Source organism: Streptomyces sp. OZ13, from assembly GCF_052068155.1.
In the GTDB taxonomy this organism is placed as follows: Bacteria; Actinomycetota; Actinomycetes; order Streptomycetales; family Streptomycetaceae; genus Streptomyces.
The window spans coordinates 98,655-120,547 of the sequence record NZ_JBQHCZ010000021.1 but is presented as its reverse complement, the minus strand read 5'-3'; the positions used below and the strand labels follow the sequence as shown (position 1 = coordinate 120,547).

The 21,893-nt window shown below is 71.0% G+C and carries 16 protein-coding genes; 10 read left to right on the top strand and 6 right to left on the bottom strand.

Annotated elements, in window-relative coordinates; genetic code table 11:
• Window positions 1-363 precede the first annotated feature (363 nt).
• The 3 genes from ACTMTU_RS32775 to ACTMTU_RS32765 are packed head-to-tail and all read left to right on the top strand — an operon-like array spanning window position 364 to window position 3,140.
• Window positions 364-858, top strand: a complete 495-nt coding sequence (locus ACTMTU_RS32775) for a cysteine dioxygenase (protein WP_441267064.1) — start codon at window positions 364-366, stop codon at window positions 856-858.
• 30 nt (window positions 859-888) lie between these two features.
• The gene (gene cofD / locus ACTMTU_RS32770) at window positions 889-1,845 is read left to right on the top strand and encodes a 2-phospho-L-lactate transferase (RefSeq protein WP_441267063.1); all 957 of its coding nucleotides are present in this window, start codon (window positions 889-891) and stop codon (window positions 1,843-1,845) included.
• Complete coding sequence (locus ACTMTU_RS32765; RefSeq protein WP_441267062.1) at window positions 1,842-3,140, top strand: coenzyme F420-0:L-glutamate ligase; 1,299 nt, start codon at window positions 1,842-1,844, stop codon at window positions 3,138-3,140. The genes cofD and ACTMTU_RS32765 overlap by 4 nt, the downstream gene beginning before the upstream one ends.
• 37 nt (window positions 3,141-3,177) lie before the next feature.
• On the opposite strand, the gene ACTMTU_RS32760 is transcribed toward ACTMTU_RS32765, so the two are convergent.
• From ACTMTU_RS32760 to ACTMTU_RS32750, 3 genes are all read right to left on the bottom strand, one after another.
• Complete coding sequence (locus ACTMTU_RS32760; protein ID WP_441267061.1) at window positions 3,178-4,185, bottom strand: DNA-3-methyladenine glycosylase family protein; 1,008 nt, start codon at window positions 4,183-4,185, stop codon at window positions 3,178-3,180.
• Window positions 4,186-4,194: 9 nt separating this feature from the next.
• Window positions 4,195-5,286: a sugar phosphate nucleotidyltransferase gene (locus ACTMTU_RS32755; protein ID WP_441267060.1), complete on the bottom strand. Its 1,092-nt coding sequence runs from the start codon at window positions 5,284-5,286 to the stop codon at window positions 4,195-4,197.
• Window positions 5,287-5,401: 115 nt separating this feature from the next.
• Window positions 5,402-6,766 carry a peptidoglycan recognition protein family protein gene (locus ACTMTU_RS32750; RefSeq protein ID WP_441267059.1) on the bottom strand — a complete coding sequence of 455 codons (1,365 nt, stop codon included), beginning with the start codon at window positions 6,764-6,766 and terminating at the stop codon, window positions 5,402-5,404.
• Between the two features lie 137 nt (window positions 6,767-6,903).
• On the opposite strand from ACTMTU_RS32750, the gene ACTMTU_RS32745 reads away from it, so the two are divergent.
• From ACTMTU_RS32745 to ACTMTU_RS32730, 4 genes are all read left to right on the top strand, one after another.
• Window positions 6,904-7,656: a TIGR03089 family protein gene (locus ACTMTU_RS32745; RefSeq protein ID WP_441267058.1), complete on the top strand. Its 753-nt coding sequence runs from the start codon at window positions 6,904-6,906 to the stop codon at window positions 7,654-7,656.
• A 184-nt stretch (window positions 7,657-7,840) separates the two neighbouring features.
• Entirely contained in the window at window positions 7,841-9,535 is a 1,695-nt protein-coding gene (locus ACTMTU_RS32740; RefSeq protein ID WP_441267057.1) for an LCP family glycopolymer transferase, read from the top strand.
• A gap of 222 nt (window positions 9,536-9,757) precedes the next feature.
• Window positions 9,758-11,527, top strand: a complete 1,770-nt coding sequence (locus ACTMTU_RS32735) for an LCP family protein (protein WP_441267056.1) — start codon at window positions 9,758-9,760, stop codon at window positions 11,525-11,527.
• 93 nt (window positions 11,528-11,620) lie between these two features.
• Window positions 11,621-13,267: an LCP family protein gene (locus ACTMTU_RS32730; protein WP_441267055.1), complete on the top strand. Its 1,647-nt coding sequence runs from the start codon at window positions 11,621-11,623 to the stop codon at window positions 13,265-13,267.
• A gap of 86 nt (window positions 13,268-13,353) precedes the next feature.
• Here the strand turns inward: ACTMTU_RS32730 and ACTMTU_RS32725 are convergent, their stop codons facing one another.
• Window positions 13,354-14,367 (bottom strand): glycosyltransferase family 2 protein, encoded by a 1,014-nt coding sequence (locus ACTMTU_RS32725; RefSeq protein WP_441267054.1) that lies wholly within the window; start codon window positions 14,365-14,367, stop codon window positions 13,354-13,356.
• 109 nt (window positions 14,368-14,476) lie between these two features.
• Between ACTMTU_RS32725 and ACTMTU_RS32720 the strand changes: the two genes are divergently transcribed.
• Complete coding sequence (locus ACTMTU_RS32720; protein WP_441267053.1) at window positions 14,477-16,021, top strand: LCP family protein; 1,545 nt, start codon at window positions 14,477-14,479, stop codon at window positions 16,019-16,021.
• 21 nt (window positions 16,022-16,042) lie between these two features.
• Here ACTMTU_RS32720 and ACTMTU_RS32715 read toward each other — a convergent pair whose 3' ends face one another.
• On the bottom strand, window positions 16,043-16,591 hold the full coding sequence (locus tag ACTMTU_RS32715; RefSeq protein WP_441267052.1) for an acyl-CoA thioesterase: 549 nt from the start codon (window positions 16,589-16,591) through the stop codon (window positions 16,043-16,045).
• Between the two features lie 108 nt (window positions 16,592-16,699).
• Here ACTMTU_RS32715 and ACTMTU_RS32710 point away from each other — a divergent pair, with 108 nt between their 5' ends.
• Together ACTMTU_RS32710 and ACTMTU_RS32705 are read left to right on the top strand one after the other, a co-directional pair.
• On the top strand, window positions 16,700-17,965 hold the full coding sequence (locus tag ACTMTU_RS32710) for an LCP family protein (protein ID WP_441267051.1): 1,266 nt from the start codon (window positions 16,700-16,702) through the stop codon (window positions 17,963-17,965).
• A gap of 669 nt (window positions 17,966-18,634) precedes the next feature.
• Window positions 18,635-20,581, top strand: a complete 1,947-nt coding sequence (locus ACTMTU_RS32705; RefSeq protein WP_441267050.1) for a calcium-binding protein — start codon at window positions 18,635-18,637, stop codon at window positions 20,579-20,581.
• A 145-nt stretch (window positions 20,582-20,726) separates the two neighbouring features.
• On the opposite strand, the gene ACTMTU_RS32700 is transcribed toward ACTMTU_RS32705, so the two are convergent.
• A complete protein-coding gene (locus ACTMTU_RS32700) occupies window positions 20,727-21,884 on the bottom strand; it encodes an acyl-CoA dehydrogenase (protein WP_441267049.1) in 1,158 nt (385 codons plus the stop codon).
• Window positions 21,885-21,893 lie beyond the last annotated feature (9 nt).

The following is a 21,893-nucleotide window of genomic DNA, read 5'->3' as shown; positions in this document are numbered from 1 at the left end:
CGAAGCGATCCGGATCACAGTGCGATCACTTCGGGCCGGATGACGTTTGCAAGCAGGGTTGCTGCCGCATGTGTCCCTACCCTCCGCTGCACAAACCTTTCTCCGGTCTCCGTAACCGGAAAAGGTGAAACATTGCCGCCAAATCGGTCATTGGGTTGACAGTCGACGAGCGCAACCGTCACCTTTGTTTCCATGCCAGCGACCACAGCGCCCCTCGCGACCCGCCTCCGCGGGTTCCGCAGCGCTGTCCAGGCGCGCTGTTGCTGTTGCTGTTCCAGCTGTTGATGCCCTCGAGCTCCAGCTTCTGCGTCTTCTTCCTGCTCTGCGACACCCCCGCACTTCTGCTGAGGAACCCCCGCACCCATGAACAGCGACAGCGACCTTCAGATCGCCGGCGACATCCTCGCCGTACAGCACCTGCTCCAGCCCGCCCGTGAGCACCCGGCCACCGTGGCCGAGTTCGCCGGCCTCGCCCGGTCCATCGCCGCCGACCGCGCGCAGTGGGCGCACCTCGTCGAATACGACGCCACCACCCGCTGGTACCACCGGCTCGACACCGGCCCCGGCTACGAGATCTGGCTGCTCAGCTGGGTCCCCGGCCAGGGCAGCGGACTCCACGACCACGGCCCCTCCTCCGGTGTGCTCACCGTCCTCGAAGGCCGGCTGACCGAGCGCACCGCGCGCGGCGAGCGCTCACTCGCCGCCGGTGCGCAGCGGGTCTTCGCACCGGGCTACGCGCACGAGGTCGTCAACGACTCCCTCGAACCCGCCGTGAGCCTGCATGTCTACTACCCGGGCCTGACCGAGATGCCGATGCACACGGCCGCGCGGTGCACGACGGAGACGGTTCCCGCCTGATGCCCCGCCGGCACCTGCGAGGATGTCGGCATGCGCATTGTGGTTCTGGCCGGCGGCATCGGCGGCGCCCGTTTCCTTCGCGGTCTCAAGCAGGCCGCGCCCGAAGCTGACGTCACGGTGATCGGCAACACCGGTGACGACATCCATCTGTTCGGCCTGAAGGTCTGCCCCGACCTCGACACCGTGATGTACACCCTCGGCGGTGGCATCAACGAGGAGCAGGGCTGGGGCCGCGAGGACGAGACCTTCCAGGTCAAGAGCGAACTCGCGGCGTACGGGGTCGGCCCCGAGTGGTTCGGTCTCGGGGACCGCGACTTCGCCACCCACATCGTCCGTACGCAGATGCTGAGCGCCGGCTATCCGCTCAGCGCCGTCACCGAGGCGCTCTGCGACCGGTGGGACCCGGGCGTACGGCTGCTGCCGATGTCCGACGACCGGGTGGAGACTCATGTCGCCGTGACACTCGACGGCGAACGCAAGGTCATCCACTTCCAGGAGTACTGGGTTCGGCTGCGGGCGTCCGTGGCCGCGGAGGCGGTCGTCCCGGTCGGCGCCGAGCAGGCCAAGCCCGCTCCCGGAGTGCTGGAGGCCATCGCCTCCGCGGACGTGATCCTCTTCCCGCCGTCGAATCCGGTCGTCAGCGTCGGCACGATCCTCGCCGTGCCCGGCATCCGTGAGGCCATCGCGGAAGCGGGCGTACCGGTCGTCGGCCTCTCCCCCATCGTCGGGGACGCGCCCGTGCGCGGCATGGCCGACAAGGTCCTCGCCGCGGTGGGCGTGGAGGCGACGGCGGCGGCGGTCGCACAGCACTACGGCTCCGGGCTGCTCGACGGCTGGCTCGTCGACACGGTCGACGAGCCGGCGGTCGCCGCCGTCGAGGCGGCGGGCATCCGCTGCCGGGCGGTACCGCTGATGATGACCGACGTGGACGCGGCCGCCGACATGGCCAGGGCGGCCCTGGCGCTGGCCGAGGAGGTACAGGCGTGACCCCGGCGTCGTACCGGGTCTGGGCGCTGCCCGGCCTCGGCGAGGTCCGGCCCGGCGACAACCTTGCCAAGCTGATCGCGGCCACCTCGCCGGGACTGGCCGACGGAGACGTACTGCTCGTCACCTCCAAGATCGTCAGCAAGGCGGAGGGGCGGATCGTCGAAGCGGCGGACCGCGAGGCGGCGATCGACGCGGAGACGGTTCGGGTGGTCGCCCGGCGCGGCGCCCTGCGCATCGTCGAGAACCGGCAGGGCCTGGTGATGGCCGCGGCAGGCGTCGACGCGTCCAACACCCCTGCGGGCACAGTGCTGTTGCTGCCCGAGGACCCGGACGCCTCCGCCCGCGCGATCCGCGAGGGGCTGCGCGACGAGCTCGGCGTCGACCTCGGCGTCATCGTCACCGACACCTCCGGCCGGCCCTGGCGGACCGGGCTGACCGACATCGCGATCGGCGCGGCGGGCGTGCGGGTCCTGGATGATCTGCGCGGCGGCACCGACGCCCACGGCAATCCCCTCAGCGCCACTGTCGTGGCCACCGCCGACGAACTCGCCGCCGCGGGCGACCTGGTGAAGGGCAAGGCCGAGGGGCTGCCGGTAGCCGTCGTCCGCGGCCTGCCGCACATCGTGGGCGAGGCCGGCGAGGACGCGAGAGCACTCGTCCGGATCGCCGCCGACGACATGTTCCGGCTGGGCACCTCGGAGGCTGTACGGGAGGCGGTGACACAGCGCCGCACGGTCCGCGAGTTCACCGACGAGCCGGTGGACGGCGGCGCGGTGCGGCGCGCGGTCGCGGCCGCGGTGACGGCGCCCGCCCCCCATCACACGACGCCGTGGCGCTTCGTCCTGCTCGAGTCGGCCGGCTCCCGCCGCCGCCTGCTGGACGCCATGCGCGACGCCTGGATCGCGGACCTGCGCCGCGACGGGAAATCCGAGGAGTCCGTCGCCAAGCGGGTCCGGCGCGGGGACGTCCTGCGCAAGGCCCCGTACCTGGCGGTGCCGTGCCTGGTGGCGGACGGGGCCCACACGTACGGCGACGAGCGCCGGGACGCGGCCGAACGCGAGATGTTCGTCGTCGCGGCGGGCGCGGGCGTGCAGAACTTCCTGGTGGCGCTCGCGGCTGAGCGGCTGGGATCGGCTTGGGTCTCCTCGACGATGTTCTGCCGCGACGTGGTGCGGGAGGTGCTGTCGCTGCCGGCGACATGGGACCCGATGGGCGCCGTGGCGATCGGCCACGCCGCCGCCCCGCCCAAGGCACGTCCGGCGCGGGAGGCCTCCGCGTTCATCGAGGTCCGCTAGGAACCCGCCGGCGGCTCAGGACACGGCGTTCCGCCGGTCACCACGCGGCGATGTCGACCCTGCGCATCTTCGGTTCGCGGCGCGGCGGGACGCGGCCCGCAAGCAGGATCAGGCGGGCCGCGCGGTGGCGCTGGCCCTCGTACGGGGCGAGCAGCTCCAGCATCGCCGCGTCGTCCGTGTTGCGTTCACCGGCCAGGGAGTAGCCGACGATCCGCGGCAGGTGCAGATCGCCGACCGTGACGGCGTCGGGGGCGCCGTTGCTGCGCTGGATCACCTCAGCCGAGGTCCACGGGCCGATACCGGGAATCAACTCCAGCCTGGCCATGGCCTTTTCGGGCTCCATCGCCGCCGCTTCCTCCATCCGGCGGGCGACCCGCACCGCGCGCAGGATCGTCGACGCGCGCTTGTTGTCGACGCCCGCCCGGTGCCATTCCCACGACGGGACGAGCGCCCAGGTGCGCGGCTCCGGCATGACGTACAGGCCCTGGTCCGGGCCCGGCGCCGGTTCGCCGTACTTGCGGACCAGCAGCCGCCAGGCCCGGTAGGCCTCGTCGGTGGTGATCTTCTGTTCCAGGATCGAGGGGATCAGGGACTCCATGACGAGTCCCGTGCGCAGCAGCCGCAGTCCCGGCCGCCGGTGCTGCGCGGCGGCGACCAGCCGGTGCCGCGGGGTGAAGGCCTCCGGCTCGTCGGCCGCCCCGAGCAGTTCGGGAAGCCGGTCGAGCAGCCACTCCGCGCCCGGCCCCCATGCCTCGGCCTCGACGGTGCCCGCCCGCATCGCGACGTGCAGCGTCCCGGGCCCGGCCGGGGTGCGGCTGGTCCGCCAGGCAGAGCCGTCCGGCGTCGTACGGAAGGTGGGATCGGCGGGGCCCCTGCGCAACGGGCCGAGGACAAGTCCGAGATCCAGCGGCCACGGCGGGGTCCATCGCCGCGTGCGGGCGGCGGCGGGCGCGGCAGGGACCTGTCGCGGTATCGCCGCGGGTACGCCGCTCGCGCCACCGCGCACGGTGGCGCGGCTCGTGTCCGGTCGGAAGCGCCCTGCCATGCGGCCAGGCTACTGGTCGGAGGAGAAGCGGACCGCGCCCGCCGGGAGCACCGCGTCGCACCACACCCGCGCACCGTCCCTGAGCTCGTTGTCCTCACCCACGACAGCGCCGTCCCCGACGACCACGCCGGACAGCACCGTGCGCGCCCCGATGCGCGCGCCCGCGCCGACGAGTGAGTCGCAGATCACGGCGCCCGCTTCCACGACGGCGCCGGCCAGGACCGTGCTGCCGTCGATCCGGGCGCCCTCGCCGACGGTCGCGCCCTCGCAGACCACGGTGCCGCCGGTCAGCTTGGCGCCCGGCGCGACGCGCGCGGACGGCAGCACCAGCTGGTCACCGCGTCTGCCCGGCACGGCGGGAGAGGGAGCACGGCCCAGGACCAGATCGGCGGAGCCGCGTACGAAGGCGTGCGGCGTGCCGAGGTCCAGCCAGTACGTGGAGTCGACCATGCCCTGGAGGTGGGCTCCGGCGCTCAGCAGCTCCGGGAAGGTCTCGCGCTCGACGGAGACGGGCCTGCCCGCCGGGACGGAGTCGATGACGGAACGCCGGAAGACGTAGGCCCCCGCGTTGATCTGGTCGGTGACGATCTCCTCGGGCGTCTGGGGCTTCTCCAGGAAGGCCGTGACGCGCCCGGTCCCGTCCGTCGGCACCAGACCGAAGGCGCGCGGGTCCTCGACCCGGGTGAGGTGCAGGGAGACGTCGGCCCCGGACGTGCGGTGGGTGCCGACGAGGGCCTCGATGTCGAGTCCCGTGAGGATGTCCCCGTTGAAGACGAGGACCGGGTCGTCGGGACCCGACCGCAGCCGGGAGGCGACGTTGCGGATGGCCCCGCCGGTGCCGAGGGGCTCCTCCTCCGTCACGTATTCGAGGTGCAGCCCCAGCGCGGAGCCGTCGCCGAAGTACGGCTCGAAGACCTCGGCCAGGTACGAGGTGGCGAGCACGATGTGCTCGACGCCCGCCGCCCGCGCCCGCGCCAGCTGATGGGTGAGGAACGGCACTCCCGCCGCCGGCACCATCGGCTTCGGGGTGCGGACGGTGAGCGGACGCAGCCGGGTTCCCTTGCCTCCGACCAGGAGGATCGCTTCTGGGGCCAGGTTCAATGCGTTCTCTGCTTCCTGCTGGGGCCGGGCTCGGTCACGGGTTTGACCGGCCAGTTTATGAGTTGCGTCCACGGCGGCCCGAGTTGCGTCCGCCGTGTCCCGGCCCCGTCGTCCGTCAGCGGCCCTGAAGCTTGGCCGAAGCCGTTCTGGCGGTTCCGAGTTGGCTGTAGAGAAGGCCTCCGGGGCAGTCCGTGACGTAGCCGTCGCGGTGTCCGGAGATGGCGTTGAGCTGGACCTTGACGCCCTTCGCGTATTTCCCGCTGCCGGCCGAGGTGAGCGTCACCTTGCCCGCGGGGTCGATCCCGTGCAGGCCGAGCTTCCACGCGGTCAGCTTGGCCACGGCGGTCACCGCGGCCTGCGGCGGATTGGAGGAACTGTACGTGCCGAGCACGGCGATGCCCGTGCTGTTCGTGTTGAAACCCAGGGTGTGCGCGCCGAGCACCGGCTTGGCCACGCCTCCTGCCCGGCCTTCGTAGATGTTTCCGCACTTGTCGACGGCGAAGTTGTAGCCGATGTCGCGCCAGCCGCTGCTCTTGACGTGGTAGCGGTAGATACTGCGGATAACGGAGGGGGCCTCCTTGCAGGTGTAGCTGTTGCCGGTGGCGCTGTGGTGGACGAACGCGGCCTTCACCGAGCCCGTGTAGACGAACGCCTTCTCCCGCCACGACTCGTCGGCGCCCCACCCCTTGCGGGTGACGATGCTCGGACGCGGGCCGATGTACGGCTTGGCGCCGGCCGCGAGGTCGCCCTCGAGCAGGTCACCCGCCGCGGCCGCCTCGGCCTCGGTGTCGGCCTGGTTGAGGGCCGGGATCACGAGGCCGCCGACCGGGGAACGGCCGACGGTGGGCTCCGTGTCGGGGCCTGCCGCGACCTGGTCGGTGCCGGGTTCGGGGGCGGTGTCCGTGTCGGGGGCCCTGTCCGTGTCGGGGGCCGCGGCGGCCGGATCCTCGCCGGGGTCGACGAGTTCGAGGCGCATTCCCTCGGGCAGTCCGCTCGATGTGCCGTCCTCGGCCCGTACGCGTACCTCCACGCCGTCCGATGCGCCGACCCACAGCGGGGCCGTGGAGCCGCGCACAGAGCGCGACTCGCTCTCGGCGGTACCGGGGTCGGCCGCGTGTTCCGAGTTGTGCGTCTCGACCTGCTGCCAGTCGGACCAGACACCGGACCCGGCCGCCCGGGTGCGTACCTCGACGGTGCCGTGGAGTTCGGTGAACGCGTCCTCCCAGACCACGCCGACGAGCGAGAACGGATCGACGTCCTGCTCGGGAAGGCCGAGTTCCGGGGCGCCGGCGGAACGGTTCGAGGGGGTTTGGCCTATGGCCTTCAGTGGCAGGGACTGGGTCGAGCCGGGCACGTCCGGTGCTTGTGGGACCGCGGCGGCCGGCAGGGGCGCGGCGAGCGCGCCGGAAGCGAGCGAGAGCGGAACGACGAGCGCGGTCGCGCACGCCACTCCGACGGAAGAAGCCAGGTATCCACGCATGGCAAGGATCCTGGGCCGGTGCGGCGCGCCACGCTCGGCGGCAAACCCCCGGCGGACCGGGGCCCTTCGGTCCGACCGGAGGACACCGTCACCCGAGCGGCCGCCCCCGCGCCCGGCGGCGGCGTACGCTTGCGCGGATGAACGCCAGCGACCGCACCCCCGCCGACCTGCTGCGATCCGCGCTCGCCGCGGACCCCGCGCGCCCCTTGGTCACTTTTTACGACGATGCCACCGGTGAGCGGGTCGAATTGTCCGTCGCCACCTTCGCCAATTGGGTGGCGAAGACGGCGAATCTGCTCCAGGGCGACCTCTCCGCGGAGCCGGGCGACCGGCTCGCGCTGCTGCTGCCGGCGCACTGGCAGAGCGCTGTCTGGCTGCTGGCCTGCTCGTCCGTGGGTGTGATCGCGGACGTCGGCGGCGACGCGGCGCGCGCGGACCATGTCGTGGCGGGGCCGGGCCGGTTCGACGACGGGCTCGCCTGCGGCGGTGAGCGGATCGCGCTGTCCCTCGCACCGATGGGACGCCGCTTCCCCACCCCGCCGGCCGGTTACGCCGACTACGCGGTGGAGGTACCGGGCCAGGGCGACAGGTTCGCCCCCTACGCGCCGGTGGATCCGGACGCGCCGGCGCTGACCGTCGGGGAGCTGGAACTGACCGGTGCCGAACTGGTCGGGCGGGCGCGGGAGGACGCGGCGCGGCTGGGTCTCACGCCGGGCTCGCGGCTGCTGTCCGGGATGTCGTACGACTCCTGGGAGGGTCTGTCCGCGGGGCTGTACGCGCCCCTGGCGGCCGGGGCTTCCGTCGTTCTGTGCCGGAATCTCGGCGAGTTGTCGCAGGACTCGCTGGCGAAGCGCCTCGAGAGCGAGCGGGTCACCGTCACGGCGGTATGACAAGCATGGGGCGTCCACTCGTGTGGCGCACACTCGGGCCGAGCCCTCCCCGTCCGGCGGCGGCGCCCGGTGGATGATCGGCGACAAGCGTGCTTCAACGCACAACCAAGCGCCGGGTTCAGCCGTCTAGACCAGCGATCGGCGGCCCAGCGTGCCGCCGACGCCATGAAGGATGGACGCACACGTGACGGACAAGGCCGGCACGTCGGCGGACCCCGCGGGGTCCGCCGGCGCGGACGAGAAGGCGGGATCCGCGGTCGCGGACGACTCCGCCACGCCCGGCGGCCCGGCCGACTCCGGGAGAGCGGGCGACACCCCCGCCGCGAGCGGTGGCCACGCCGCTGACGCACGCGCCGAGAACACGGCGGGTTCGACGGCCGACGACAAGACCGGGAACGCGGCCACCGGCAGGAACGCCGAGAGCCCGGCGGACTCCACCCCCGCCACGCAGTCGGGGAACGCAGCAGCATCGACGGCCGACGACGAGGCCGAGGGCACCGCAGACCCGAAGGCCGACGGCCAGGCCGGAAACACGTCCGGTCCCTCGGCCGGGACCGACGCCGAGCCCGACGGCGCCGCCCCCGGGGCGCCGGGCGGAAAGGACGTGCCGGTCGACAGCGCCCGTGCCGGCGGCTCGGCCCCCTCGGGCGGAGGCGGACCGGGCGACGACAACGGCGGGGACGGTCACGGCGGGGACAGCGGCGAGGGCAGCGGCGACGGTCACGGCGGCGACGGCGGCGACGGTCAGGCAGGAGGAAGGCCGCCACGGCACTGGATGCGCTGGGCCGCGCTCGGCACCTCGCTCGTCGTGCTCGCCGCCGCGGGCGCCGGCTGGTGGTTCTACCGCAAGCTCGACTCCAACATCACCACGGACACGACGGCCGCCGCCGAACTGGAGACGTACGAGAAGGAACGCCCCACGCCCGTCGCCGTCGACGCGCAGAACATCCTGCTGCTCGGCTCGGACACCAGGGCCGGCGAGGGCAACAGCAAGTACGGCCGGGACGAGAACGGCGGCAGCCAGCGCTCCGACACCACGATCCTGCTGCACATCGCGGCCGACCGTAAGAGCGCGACGGCGATGTCGATCCCGCGCGACCTGCTGGTCACCGTCCCGAGCTGCGGGAAGCCGGACGGCAGCCGCTCCAAGGAGCAGACCGCACAGTTCAACTGGGCCTTCCAGTTCGGCGGGGCGGCCTGCACGATCCGTACCGTCGAGAAGTTCACCGGGGTCCGCATCGACCACCACATGGTGATCGACTTCCGCGGCTTCAAGGACATGGTGGACGCCGTGGACGGCGTCGAGGTGTGCCTGAAGGAGCCGATCGACGACAAGGACGCGCGGCTCAAGCTGCCGGCCGGGCCGCAGACGCTGCACGGCGAGGAGGCACTCGGGTTCGTCCGGGCGCGCAAGACGTTGGGCAACGGCAGCGACACCGAACGCATGGAGCGGCAGCAGCAGTTCCTGGGCGCGCTGGTCAAGAAGGTGCAGAGCAACGGCGTACTGCTCAATCCGACGAGGCTCTATCCGGTGCTCGACGCGGCGACGAAGTCCATCACCACCGATCCGGGTCTCGACTCATTGAAGGACCTTTACGACCTGACCCGCTCACTTCGGAGCATTCCGACGGAAAAGGTCCAATTCCTCACTGTTCCCCGGCAGCCGCACGCCGCGAATCCCAACCGGGACGAGCTCGTGCAGCCGGACGCGGACCAGCTCTTCGAGAGTCTGCGCGAGGACGATCCGGTCACTGTCGTACCGAACGGCGAACGGGAGGGCGAGGGGACCACCGGAGAACCGGACACCGGCGGAACCAGCACCCCCAGTGCGACACCGACATTTCCCGGCACCAATGCCGCCGAAGGGATGTGTGAGTAAAGCAATGGCCAAACGGAAGCAGAGAGTGCTGACAGATTGGGCGAATTGCCCAGTTGTAAGGGGCGTGGAATTTGTCACGGACGTCGCTCGACGCCGAACTGGACGGATAGTGTGACGCGATCCGGTGCTTCCGACCCTGTGTCGCGCACTGCTGGATCGAAGGACCGAGCGCCTGCCGGGGGAGGCGCGTCGCGTGGCACCCGACGGAGGACTCAAGCAACCGTGGATGCGCAAAGCCGTGGGCGGGCGGACGAGATCGACCCCGCCGACCAGTGGGTACTCAACCCGCAGACCGGCAACTACGAACTGCGACTGGATCAATCCGCACCGCAGTCGATCCCCTCCACCAGAGGCTCCGGGCGCAGCACAAGAGCCGGCGCGGCCGGCAGCCGCGGTGCCGCCCCACGGAACACGGCGGCCGGAAATGGTGCCCGGCGCGGTACGACCGCCCAGGGCACCGAGGTCCCCGAACAGCGTCGGCGTCGCACGGGTGACGCGTCCGCCGGCCGGGCGGCACAGGCGCAGACCGGCCGGCGCAAGCGCAAGCAGGGCAAGTCGCGCAAGAAGAAGGCGCTGCTGTGGACGGGCGGCACGCTCGCGCTGGTGATGGTGGGCACGGCGACCGCCGGATACCTCTACTACGAGCACCTGAACTCCAACATCACCTCGGTCCCCGACGACGGCGCCGGCACCGGTGGCTTCAGCAAGGACCGGGCGATCAACATCCTGGTCATCGGCACGGACAAGCGCACCGGCGACGGCAACGAGGGCTACGGCGACAGGAACAGCGCCGGCCACGCCGACACGACGGTGCTGCTCCACGTGTCCAAGGACCGCACCAACGCGACGGCGCTGAGCATCCCGCGTGACCTGATCACGGACATCCCGGACTGTCCGACCACCCAGGATGACGGGTCGACCAAGACCATCCCGGGGTCGCCGAACACCCGCTTCAATGTGAGCCTCGGCCAATCGGGCCGTACACCCAGCTGCACCATGCGTACGGTCACCGAGCTCACCGGCATCAAGCCCGACCACTTCATGGTGGCCGACTTCAACGCGGTCAAGACGCTGACCTCGGCGGTCGGCGGTGTACCGATCTGCCTCGCCAAGGACATAAAGGACCCCGACTCCAAGCTCGACCTGCCCGCGGGTGAGCACGAGATCGAGGGCGAGGAGGCCCTGGCGTTCGTCCGTACCCGGCACGCGGTGGGCTTCGGCGGCGACCTCGACCGCATCAAGCTGCAACAGCAGTTCCTGAGCGCGCTGATGCGCAAGCTGAAGTCCAACGACACGCTCACCAGCCCGACGAAGCTGGTGAAGCTGGCGGAGGCGGGCACCAAGGCGCTGACCGTGGATTCCCAGATAAACGACATCATGAAGCTCCGTGACCTCGGTCTGGAGCTCGGCAAGTTCGACATGAAGAACCTGACCTTCGCGACCGTGCCCGTGCGGGACAACCCGGCGGAGACGGTCAAGGCCACGGTCGTGCTCGACGAGAGCAAGGCGGAATCGCTGTTCGCGATGGTCCGCGAGGACGTCTCCCTCACCGAGGTCGAGCAGAAGAAGCAGCAGGCCAAGGACAAGCAGAACGCTCTTCTCGAGGGCACCAGGGCGAAGGCGTCCGACGTCCGCGTCGATGTCTTCAACGGCGGCGGGCCGACGGGAGCCGCGCAGAAGACCCTCGACTGGCTCCAGAACACCGAGGGCGTCCTGAAGTCCGCCAACAAGGGCAACGCCCCGGCGGACGTGACCAGGACGACCCTCGAGTACGCACCGAACCAGGCCGACCAGGCCCGCGCACTCGCGGACCTGATGGGCCTTCCTGCCGCGGCGTTGAAGCCGGGCACACAGGACGCGGAGGGTCTCACAGCGATGACGCTGACCCTCGGTCCCGATTTCAAGGGCGCAGGGGTGCCCATCACCGGTCCGGCGAAGGTGCCGGACGACATCCAGAAGGTCGAAGCCGACAAGAAGGTCTGTGCCGGATGAGGCCGGAGGAACGGCTCGTGAAACGAGCCTGAAACCAGGGGGGACCCAGGGGTGGGAAGAAACAGCGTGCGTGGGGAGGGGACCCGGGAGCACGTGGCGGAACCCGGCGATCTCGGCTGGGACGAAGGGCTGTACGGCGAGGGGACCGGTGTCCCCGGCAGCCGTACGGCCCTCGACGACGAACGGAGCCCGCAGGCCGCGCCGGCAGAAGGCAGCGGCGGCGGGCACCGGCGCGGCGGTCCCCGGCGTCGCGCGAAACGCGGCAAACGCCGGATACTGCGCGGCGTCGCGATCACGGTGGCGGTGGTGGTGCTCGGCACGGCGGGGGCCGGATATCTGTACTACGAGCACCTGAACAGCAACATCCGTAAGGGGGAACGCAGTTCGGCCGACTCGGACGTGCGGAAGAGTGCCCCGAACGCGGCCGGCCAGACCCCGCTGAACGTCCTTCTCATCGGCTCCGACAGCCGGAACACGGCGGCCAACCTCAAGCTCGGCGGCTCCAGGAAGAGTGTGGGCGCCAAGCCCCTCGCCGACGTGCAGATGCTGTTGCACGTGTCCGCCGACCGCAAGAACGCCTCGGTCGTCTCCATCCCGCGCGACACCAAGGTCGACATCCCGAAGTGCACCGACCCCAAGACCGGGGACGAGTTCCCGGCGACGCGTGACCTCATCAACGCGACGCTGGGCCGCGGCGGTCCCGGCTGCACCCTCGCCACCTGGCAGGAGCTCACCGGCGTCTACATCGACCACTGGATGATGGTGGACTTCGCGGGCGTGGTGGCGATGGCCGACGCGATCGGTGGCGCCGAGGTCTGCGTGAAGCACGGTGTGTACGACGGCCCCAAACCGAACGTGCCCGGCGGCTCCGGTCTGCGGCTCGAGGCCGGCACCTGGCCGATCAAGGGCGAGCAGGCGCTCCAGTGGCTGCGTACCCGCCATGCCTTCGAGAGCGACTTCGGACGCTCCAAGGCGCAGCACATGTACATGAATTCGGTGATCCGCAATCTGAAGGACCAGAACGCCTTCACCGACACCGGCCGGCTCATGGACCTCGCGGAGACCGCGACCAAGTCGCTCCAGGTCTCGGAGGAGATCGGCACGGTCAAGAAGCTGTTCGACCTCGGGATGACCCTCAAGGACGTGCCCACCAGCCGGATCGCGATGCTGACCATGCCGCGCATACCCGACCCGGACAACCCGAAGGCGCATGTGCTGCCGGCGCCGGGTGAGGCGGACCGTCTGTGGCAGATGCTGCGCGAGGACACTCCGGTGGACGGCAAGGCGCCGACGTCGAAGCCCAAGCCGTCTGCCGCTCCGAAGGATCCGGCCGCCGACCCCGCCGAGATCGGGATCATGGTCCGCAACGGCACGGGCGTGAACCAGGACCCCACTCCCCGCAGAGCGGCCGCGGTCGCCGAAGTGCTCACCGGCCAGGGCTTCACGGGCGCCAGGACGGACACGACCCCGGAGGCGGAGAGCCGCACACAGGTCCTGTTCCCGAGCGTCGACCTCGACGGCGACGCGCACGCCGTCGCCACGGCCCTCGGCATCCCGGCGAGCGCGGTGCGCAAGTCGTCCGAGGTGTCCGGAGTGACGCTGATCGTCGGCGCCGACTGGCGGACCGGGGACACGTTCCCGAAGCCGGAGCCGGCCGGAGGGCCGCCGAAGAACACGGAGACGGTCATGGGCGACGACAAGGGCGCCTGCATGGACATCTACGCGCCGTACCGGATCTGACCCGGCACCACCGCGCCTGTACGACAGCGCCGGTCCGCCCCTTCACGGGGGCGGACCGGCGCTGTCCTCGTGCTGGTGGGCCGTGCTCAGGCAGCGGTCCGGACGGAGGGCCGCCGGCTCGCGATGACCTTCTTCGCCAGCGAGCGCGGGCTCGTCAGGAAGCCGTAGCCCCAGCACATGTGCATCGTGGCCAGCGCCACCGGGATCTGGAGCCGTGCCTTCAGGGACAGGCCCTTGCCGGCGGGGACGGAGCCCGCGGTGATCGCCGCGAGATACCCGGCGGGGACGACGAACGCCCACGGCGTCAGCGCGGCACCCGCCACGACGCCCGCGGCGATCGCGCAGAGCGCCGTCGGCGGCGCCAGGTAGCGCAGATTGATCGAGCCCTGGTGGTAGCGGGCCACGACATGGCGCCAGCGCCCGTAGTCCTTGTACTGCTTGGCCAGCGCCCGCACGGACGGCCGGGGACGGTACTGGACCCGCAGCTCCGGGGAGAACCAGATCAGGCCGCCGGCCTCGCGGATGCGGAAGTTCAGCTCCCAGTCCTGGGCGCGGATGAACTCCTCGTTGTAGCCGCCCTGCTGCTCCAGCGCCTCGCGCCGGAAGACGCCCAGGTACACCGTCTCCGCGGGGCCCGCCTTGCCGCCCGTGTGGAAGGCGGCGTTGCCGACGCCGACCTTCGAGGTCATCGCGGCGGCGACGGCGTCCTCCCAGGCGTTCTCGCCCTCGGCGTGCATGATGCCGCCGACGTTCTGCGCGCCGGTCTCCGCCAGCAGGCGGACCGCGGTCGCGATGTAGTTCGGCGACAGCATCCCGTGGCCGTCGACACGCACCACGACCGGGTGGCGGGACGCCTTGATGGCGGCGTTCAGGGCGGCCGGGGTGCGGCCCGTCGGATTCGGCACGGTGCGGACCCTCGGGTCCTCCCGTACGAGCTCGGCGGCGATCTCGTCGGTGCGGTCCGTGGACGGTCCGAGCGCGATCACCACCTCCATCTCTCCGTCGTACTCCTGCTCGAGGATGTGGCGGACGGCGTTGCGCAGATGCCGCTCCTCGTTGAGGACCGGCATGATCACGGAGACAGCGGGCGTGGCGTTCATCGCCCGCCACGTTACCGCGAACGGGGGACACCCAGGCGCGGCGGCCGGTGTCGCAGATCGTATGGGCCTACGGTGCGGGGAATCCCCTGTCGTCCGCGGAGGTGTCCTCTTGCCCCCACCGCCCCGCCCGCGTCCCCGTCCCCGCCCGGCCCCGCAGCGCGGCGCCACGGGGCGGCCCGCCGCGCGACAGCCGGCCCGGCCGGCAGGGCGGGGCGGGCACCCCGCACGACGCACGGGCGGCGGATCCCCACCGCGCCGGGACGGGCACGCGGCACGGCCGCGCTGGGGCATGCGGATCGTCACATCGCTCTCGGTGCTGGTCCTGGGCGTGGGCGGCATCGGGCACGCCGTGGTCACCGGACTCGACACGGAGATCGACCGGGTCGACCCGTTCCATGACATGAAGAACCGGCCCGAGGGCGGCCGGGGCACGAACATCCTCGTCGTCGGCACCGACGGCCGGGACAGGATCACGCCGGAGGAGAAGAAGAAATACCGGCTCGGCGGGGCGCCGTGCAACTGCACCGACACGATCATGCTGGTGCACATCGCCCAGGACCGTGATCGCGCCAGTGTCGTCAGCCTGCCCAGGGACAGTTACGCGGAGATCCCCGAGCACACCGACACCACCACGGGCAAGCATCACAAGCCGCACCCGGTGAAGCTCAACGCGGCCTACGCCGAGGGCGGCCCCGGCCTGACCGTGCGCACGGTCGAGCACATGACCAAGGTGAAGATCGACCACTATCTCGAGGTCGACTTCACCAGCTTCATGAAGACGGTGGACGTGGTGGGCGGGGTGGAGGTCTGCACCGCCCGGCCGATGAAGGACACCTACACCGGTCTCGACCTGCCGGTCGGCACCCACAGGCTGAGCGGCGGGCAGGCGCTGCAGTACGTGCGCTCCCGCCACATCGACGGGGCCGCCGACCTGGGGCGGATGCAGCGCCAGCAGCGCTTCCTGGCGGCGCTCGTCGACCGGGCGACCAGCGGCGGTGTGCTGCTCAACCCGGTGAAGTTCCGGAAGGTCACCTCGACGATGCTCGGCTCGGTCCGCGCCGACCGGCAGTTCGGCACCCGGCAGATGCTCGCCCTCGGCCGGGCGATGCGGGGCTTCACGCCCTCCTCCTCCGAGTTCACCTCCGTGCCCGTCGGCGACGTCGCGTTCCCGGTCAAGGGCGTCGGGTCCACCGTGAAGTGGGACGACGCGCGGGCGCAGCGGCTGTTCCGGCTGCTGCGCGAGGACAGGCCGCTCGCACCGCACCGCCCGAAGCGTGCCAAGGCCACCGTCGTCGACGTCGACCCGAAGCAGATCAAGGTCCAGGTCTACAACGGGACCCACCTCGCCGGCCTCGGCGAGAAGGTCGACAAGGCCCTGAACGGCCTCGGCTTCGACACCACACGCGCCCCGCTCAACGGCGGCGGCGGGAAGGTCGGGCGCACCTATGTGATGCACGACCCACGGTGGGACCGCTCGGCGAAGTCGCTCCGGGCGGCGCTGCCCGGCGCCGAGCTGCGTCCGGTGAAGGGGCAGGGCCCCACGATGAAGGTGATGGCGGGGACCGACTTCAAGGGAGTCGAGCCCGTACAGGCCCAGGAGCCCCACCGCGGCGAGTTCGGCGCGGTGACGGGCGACCAGGTCGTCTGCCCGTAGGTCCCCGCCGGGCGGCCGGACTCAGTCCTCCATACCCTCCGCGGCGCGCTTCTCGCGCAGCTCCCGGATCGCCCGGCGCCTGGCCAGCCGGTGCGTGCGCCGGATCTGCGCCTCCTGGTAGCGGCGCTGGTCCCGCTCGGTCTCGGGAACGACCGGCGGCACCGCCCGCGGCTTGCCGTCCGCGTCCACCGCGGCGAAGACGAGGTAGGCACTGCCGACCTGAGTGGCGGGAGTCGACTCGTTCCAGCGCTCGGCCAGGACCCGTACGCCGACCTCCATGGAGGACCGGCCGGTCCAGTTGACCTGTGCCTTCACATGGACCAGGTCGCCCACCCTGACCGGCTCCAGGAACACCATCTCGTCCATGGAGGCGGTGACCGCGGGACCGCCGGAGTGCCGGCCCGCGACGGCTCCGGCCGCGTCGTCCACCAGTTTCATGATCACGCCGCCGTGCACGGTGCCGAGGAGATTCGTGTCACTGCCGGTCATGATGTGGCTGAGGGTGGTACGGGACGCCGAAGTGGGCTTGCCCGGAATTTCAGCCTCCGGGCGCTGGGCCTGATCTGTCATGCCGTCCACCATATGCCGGGGCCGGAATGCATCAGCTTCGCTACAGCCCTGGTGCGATTCCTCACCCACCCTGTCTGGGCGGCCACCCTCCCCTGCACACTGTTCCGCATGAATGACTGGCCCGATGGATGGACCGACAACGGCGGCAACGGCAACGCACGCGGCTACGGGCGCGGCAGCGCCGGGGACCGGCCCGAGGGCGCGCGCGTCATGCGCCATGTCCAGCGACCGGCCGCCCCGCAGCACGGCGGGGTCCCCCCTCAGCAGCCCCGCGGTTACGACCAGGGCCATGCCGAGCCGGTGTACGACAGCGGCTACAACACGGGCCAGGTCTACCGCGGCGCGGGCGGCGGGGTGCCTCCGCAGGGCAGACCCCCGCGGCAGCCCGGCCCGGCGCCGGACTGGCGGCGCAGGCTGAAGATCGGCTCGATCGTCGTGCTCGTGGCCGTGCTGGGCACCACCATCGGCACGTACTTCTGGGCGGACTCCAAGGTGCGGCGCGAGGTCGACCTCGCCAAGGTGATCGAGCGGCCCGCCGAGGGCGACTGCACCACCTACCTGATCGTCGGCTCCGACAGCCGTGAGGGCATGACGGCCGAGGAGAAGAAGAAGCTCCACACCGGTGACGCCGCGGGCAAGCGCACCGACTCGATGATGATCCTCGCGGCCTGCGGCAGCGGGAACACGATGGTGTCCCTGCCGCGTGACTCCGACGTCGAGATACCGTCCTTCGTCGGCTCCGAGTCCGGGAAGAAGTTCCCCAACCAGGGCCGGCGCACCAAGCTGAACGCCGCCTACGCGGAGGACGGGCCCGAACTGCTGGTCCGCACCGTCGAGCACAACACCGGCCTGCGCATCGACCACTACGCGGAGATCGGCTTCGCCGGCTTCGCCAACATCGTGGACGCGCTCGGCGGTGTCGAGATGAACATCGAGAAGGGCTTCAAGGACAAGAAGTCCGGCGCCGACTTCGAGGCGGGCAAGCAGACCCTCGACGGCGAGCAGGCCCTCGCCTTCGTCCGCACCCGCTACGCCTTCGCCGAGTCGGACCTCGCACGCACCAAGAACCAGCAGAAGTTCCTCTCCGCGCTGGCGAGCCAGGCGGCGACCCCCGGCACGATCCTCAACCCGTTCAAGCTGTACCCGACCCTGGGCGCCGGCCTGGACACGCTCATCGTCGACAAGGAGATGTCCCTGTTCGACCTGGGCGAGATGTTCTTCGCGATGAAGGGCATCAGCGGCGGCGACGGTACGTCGATGAACATGCCGACGTCGGGAAGCCGGGGCGGCAACCTCGTCTGGGACAAGGCGAAGGTGCAGCAGCTGGTGAAGCAGATCCAGAACGACGAGAAGGTCACTGTCTCCGACAAGTGATTCCGGCACATCGAAGGGGCCCGCACCGCGCGTACGCGGGGCGGGCCCCTTTTCGTCGCGGTCGGAGCGCGAACGGGTCGGCCGTGTTGCGGCCGGCCCGCCAACGGGTCGGCGTGGCCAGGCAGTCACCGGTCCGGGACAGGCGGTTCTTGCCGTACTCGTCCTGTACGAGGGTGGATCCGGCGGCCGTCAGCCGCTCGGCGATCCGCTGCCTGCGGACCTCGCACACCCTGAACGCGCTGGGGAGGAAGGCGACCGGCGCCGCGCCACCCGCCAGGCGCGCCCGCGCCAAAGCCCAACGTACGACGACGCCAAGGCGCACCTTCCCAGCACGAGTGACCGACGTGACGACAGAGTCCGCGTTCCGCTGCGTCCGCCTCACATCGCCGACGCGGCCGACTGCGCGCTTGTCACCTGCTCAGGACGTCACTCGCGGGGGTGGATCGACGCGCCCACCAAGCGCAGTACGGCCCGCCGCGGACGGTCCGCCGTGTATCCGGCGGGAAGCTGTGGCACGCCCGCTGCCCGCTGCCCGCTCCACGTGGGATCGGCGGCAGGACGACGAGAGGCTGAGAGGTCTGCATGCCCATGTTCACATCTCGGCTGCGAACGGCGTTGTGCCGATTCGTGGCCCGACGCAGGCAGTCACGGCGCGGCCGGGCCGCGGCCGTGGCAGTCGCGAGCCTGGCACTCGTACTGTCCCTGCCCGGAACCGCGCTGGCCGCCCCTGGCGACCTGGACCCGGCCTTCGGCGGCGACGGCAGGGTGCTCACCGGCTTCGGCAGCGATGCCGATGAGGCCTCTGACGTGGCGCCGGCACCCGACGGTCGGCTCGTCGCCGTCGGCTCGACGGTCGCCGACACGACAGCCGGCGACTTCGCGGTGGCCCGCTACAACCCCGACGGCAGCCTGGACACCAGCTTCGGCGGCGACGGCAGGGTGACCACCGACATTTCCGGCGAAGGCCAGTGGGACACCGCCTACGGTGTGGCGGTGCAGCCCGACGGCAAGATCGTCGTGGTGGGGAGCAGCTGGATCGAGTTCGAGAACTGCTGCTGGTTCACGGTGGTCCGCTACAACCCCGACGGCAGCCTGGACACCGGCTTCGGCGGCGACGGCAAGGTGCTCACCGACTTCGACGGCGGCCCGAACGAGGCCTACGAAGTCGCGGTGCGGTCCGACGGCAGGATTGTTGCCGCCGGTACTTCCGGCGGCAGGTTCGCGGTGGCCCGCTACAACCCCGACGGCAGCCCCGACACCGGCTTCAGCGGCGACGGGGAGGTGACCACCGACCCGGGGCCGGCGCCGGACGAGGGCGGCACGGGTCGCACCATGGCATTGCAGCCCGATGGCAAGATCATTGCGGGCGGCGACGTCGGGACGACCCGCTTCGACTTCGCCCTCATCCGCTACAACGAGAACGGCAGCCTGGACACCACTTTCAGCGGCGACGGCATCGTGAGAACCGATTTCGGTGACTACGAGGCCGTGGAGGCGCTGGCGGTGCAGCCCGACGGCAAGATCGTCGCCGCCGGCGAGCTGTACGGCAGCGCGATGGCCCGCTACAACCCCGACGGCAGCCTGGACACCGGCTTCGGCGGCGACGGCAGGGTGGATCCCCCGGCGGGTGGCCACGACATGGTCTTGCAGTCCGACGGCAGGATCGTCCTCGTCGGCGGCAGCGGTCCAGGCGACTTCGCCGTCGTGCGTCACAATCCCGACGGCAGCCTGGACGCCGGCTTCGGCGGCGACGGCATCGTGACCACCGACTTCGGCGGCAGCGACAGGGCTCGCGGCGTGGTGCTGCAGTCCGACGGCAAGATCGTCGCCGCCGGTAGGGGCGGACCGAACGTCGACTTCGCGCTGGCCCGCTACGAGGGCGGCGGCACCACCCCGCCCCCACCGGCGAACGCGAACCTCTCGGTCACCAAGTCGGGGCCGAGTCAACTCTCCCTGGGCAATCGGGCCACCTACACCGTGCGGGTGACCAACGCCTCCGACTCCACCGCAACGGCCACCGGCATCACACTGTCCGACACCGTCTCCGGAGCCGGTGCGACACTCGTGTCGGCCACGACCACCAGCGGCAGCTGCAGCACCACCTTCACCAGCGCCAACTGCGCACTGAGCTCGCTGCTTCCCGGCGGAAGCGCGACGGTCACCGTGGTCGTGGAACCCAGGGCCACCGGCACCGTCACCAACAGGGCCACGGTCGACGCCATGGAGGACGACCCCGTACCCGGCAACAACACCGCCACGGCGACGACCACCGTGAACAACAGCCGTGGCTGCACGATCATCGGGACCAGTGCCGGTGAGACGCTTGTCGGTTCGGGCGGCAACGACGTGATCTGCGGCCTCGGCGGCAACGACACCATCCGCGGGGGCAACGGCTCCGACACCCTCTACGGCGACGTCGGCAACGACAACGTCGACGGCGGTTACGGCAACGACACCCTGTACGGCGGGTCCGGAAGCGACAACCTGACCGGCTATTACGGATCCGACCGGGTCAACACCGTCGACGGCGTGTCCGGCAACGACACGGCCAACGGCGGCCCCAATTACGACACCTGCACCACGGACTCGGGCGACAACCGCATCAGCTGCCCGTGATCCGGTGATCCGCGGCCGTCGCCGGAGCCGCCGGCTCGGGCGACGGCTCCTGCCGGCGGCGTCGGGAGCCTGAGGCAGCGCACGAACGGCGAACGCCCCTGCCCGGAACCGGCAGGGGCGTTCGCCGTTCGTGCGCAGCGCCGCGTTACGGCAGGTTGCGCGCCATCACGATCCGCTGGACCTGGTTGGTGCCCTCGTAGATCTGCGTGATCTTGGCGTCGCGCATCATGCGCTCGACCGGGTAGTCACGGGTGTAGCCGTAGCCACCGAGGAGCTGGACGGCGTCCGTGGTGACCTCCATGGCCACGTCGGAGGCGAAGCACTTGGCCGCCGCACCCTGGAAGGTGAGGTCGGCGTCCCCGCGCTCGGACTTCGCGGCGGCCGCGTACGTCAGCTGGCGGGCGGCCTCGATCTTCATGGCCATGTCCGCGAGCATGAACTGCACGCCCTGGAACTCGGCGATCGGCTTGCCGAACTGCTTGCGCTCCTTGACGTAGCCCTTGGCGTAGTCGAGGGCGCCCTGCGCGATGCCGAGTGCCTGGGCCGCGATGGTGATGCGGGTGTGGTCCAGGGTCTTCATCGCCGTGGCGAAGCCCGTGCCCTCCGCGCCGATCATGCGGTCGGCGGGGATGCGGACGTTGTCGAGGTAGACCTCGCGGGTCGGCGAGCCCTTGATGCCGAGCTTCTTCTCCGGGGCGCCGAAGGAGACGCCCTCGTCGCCCTTCTCGACGACGAAGGCCGAGATGCCCTTGGAGCGCTTCTCGGGGTCGGTGACCGCCATCACCGTGTAGTACTCGGAGACGCCGGCGTTGGTGATCCAGCGCTTCACGCCGTTGAGGACGTAGAAGTCGCCGTCGCGGACCGCCTTCGTCTTCATACCCGCCGCGTCGGAGCCGGCGTCGGGCTCGGAGAGGCAGTACGAGAACATCGCGTCGCCCTTGGCGAGCGGGCCCAGGTACTTCTTCTTCAGCTCCTCGGAGCCGGAGAGGATCACCGGGAGCGAACCGAGCTTGTTCACGGCCGGGATGAGGGAGGACGAGGCGCAGACACGGGCCACCTCCTCGATCACGATGACCGTGGCGAGCGCGTCGGCGCCGGCGCCGCCGTAGTTCTCCGGGACGTGCACGGCCTGAAGGTCGGAGGCGACGAGCGCGTCGAGGGCCTCCTGCGGGAAGCGGGCCTCCTCGTCCACCGCGGCGGCGAACGGCGCGATCTTCGCCTCGGCGAGGGAGCGGACCGTCTCACGGAGCATGTCGTGCTCCTCCGACGGGCGATACAGATCGAAGTCGGCCGATCCTGCCAAGACTCTCAC

What these genes read in the sequence shown, in the direction of transcription:
- ACTMTU_RS32775 (WP_441267064.1), top strand. Translation starts at nt 364, where the DNA reads ATGAACAGCGACAGCGACCTTCAGATCGCCGGCGACATCCTCGCCGTA.
- cofD (WP_441267063.1), top strand. Translation starts at nt 889, where the DNA reads ATGCGCATTGTGGTTCTGGCCGGCGGCATCGGCGGCGCCCGTTTCCTT.
- ACTMTU_RS32760 (WP_441267061.1), bottom strand. Translation starts at nt 4,185, where the DNA reads ATGGCAGGGCGCTTCCGACCGGACACGAGCCGCGCCACCGTGCGCGGT.
- ACTMTU_RS32750 (WP_441267059.1), bottom strand. Translation starts at nt 6,766, where the DNA reads ATGCGTGGATACCTGGCTTCTTCCGTCGGAGTGGCGTGCGCGACCGCG.
- ACTMTU_RS32745 (WP_441267058.1), top strand. Translation starts at nt 6,904, where the DNA reads ATGAACGCCAGCGACCGCACCCCCGCCGACCTGCTGCGATCCGCGCTC.
- ACTMTU_RS32725 (WP_441267054.1), bottom strand. Translation starts at nt 14,367, where the DNA reads ATGAACGCCACGCCCGCTGTCTCCGTGATCATGCCGGTCCTCAACGAG.
- ACTMTU_RS32715 (WP_441267052.1), bottom strand. Translation starts at nt 16,591, where the DNA reads ATGACAGATCAGGCCCAGCGCCCGGAGGCTGAAATTCCGGGCAAGCCC.
- ACTMTU_RS32710 (WP_441267051.1), top strand. Translation starts at nt 16,700, where the DNA reads ATGAATGACTGGCCCGATGGATGGACCGACAACGGCGGCAACGGCAAC.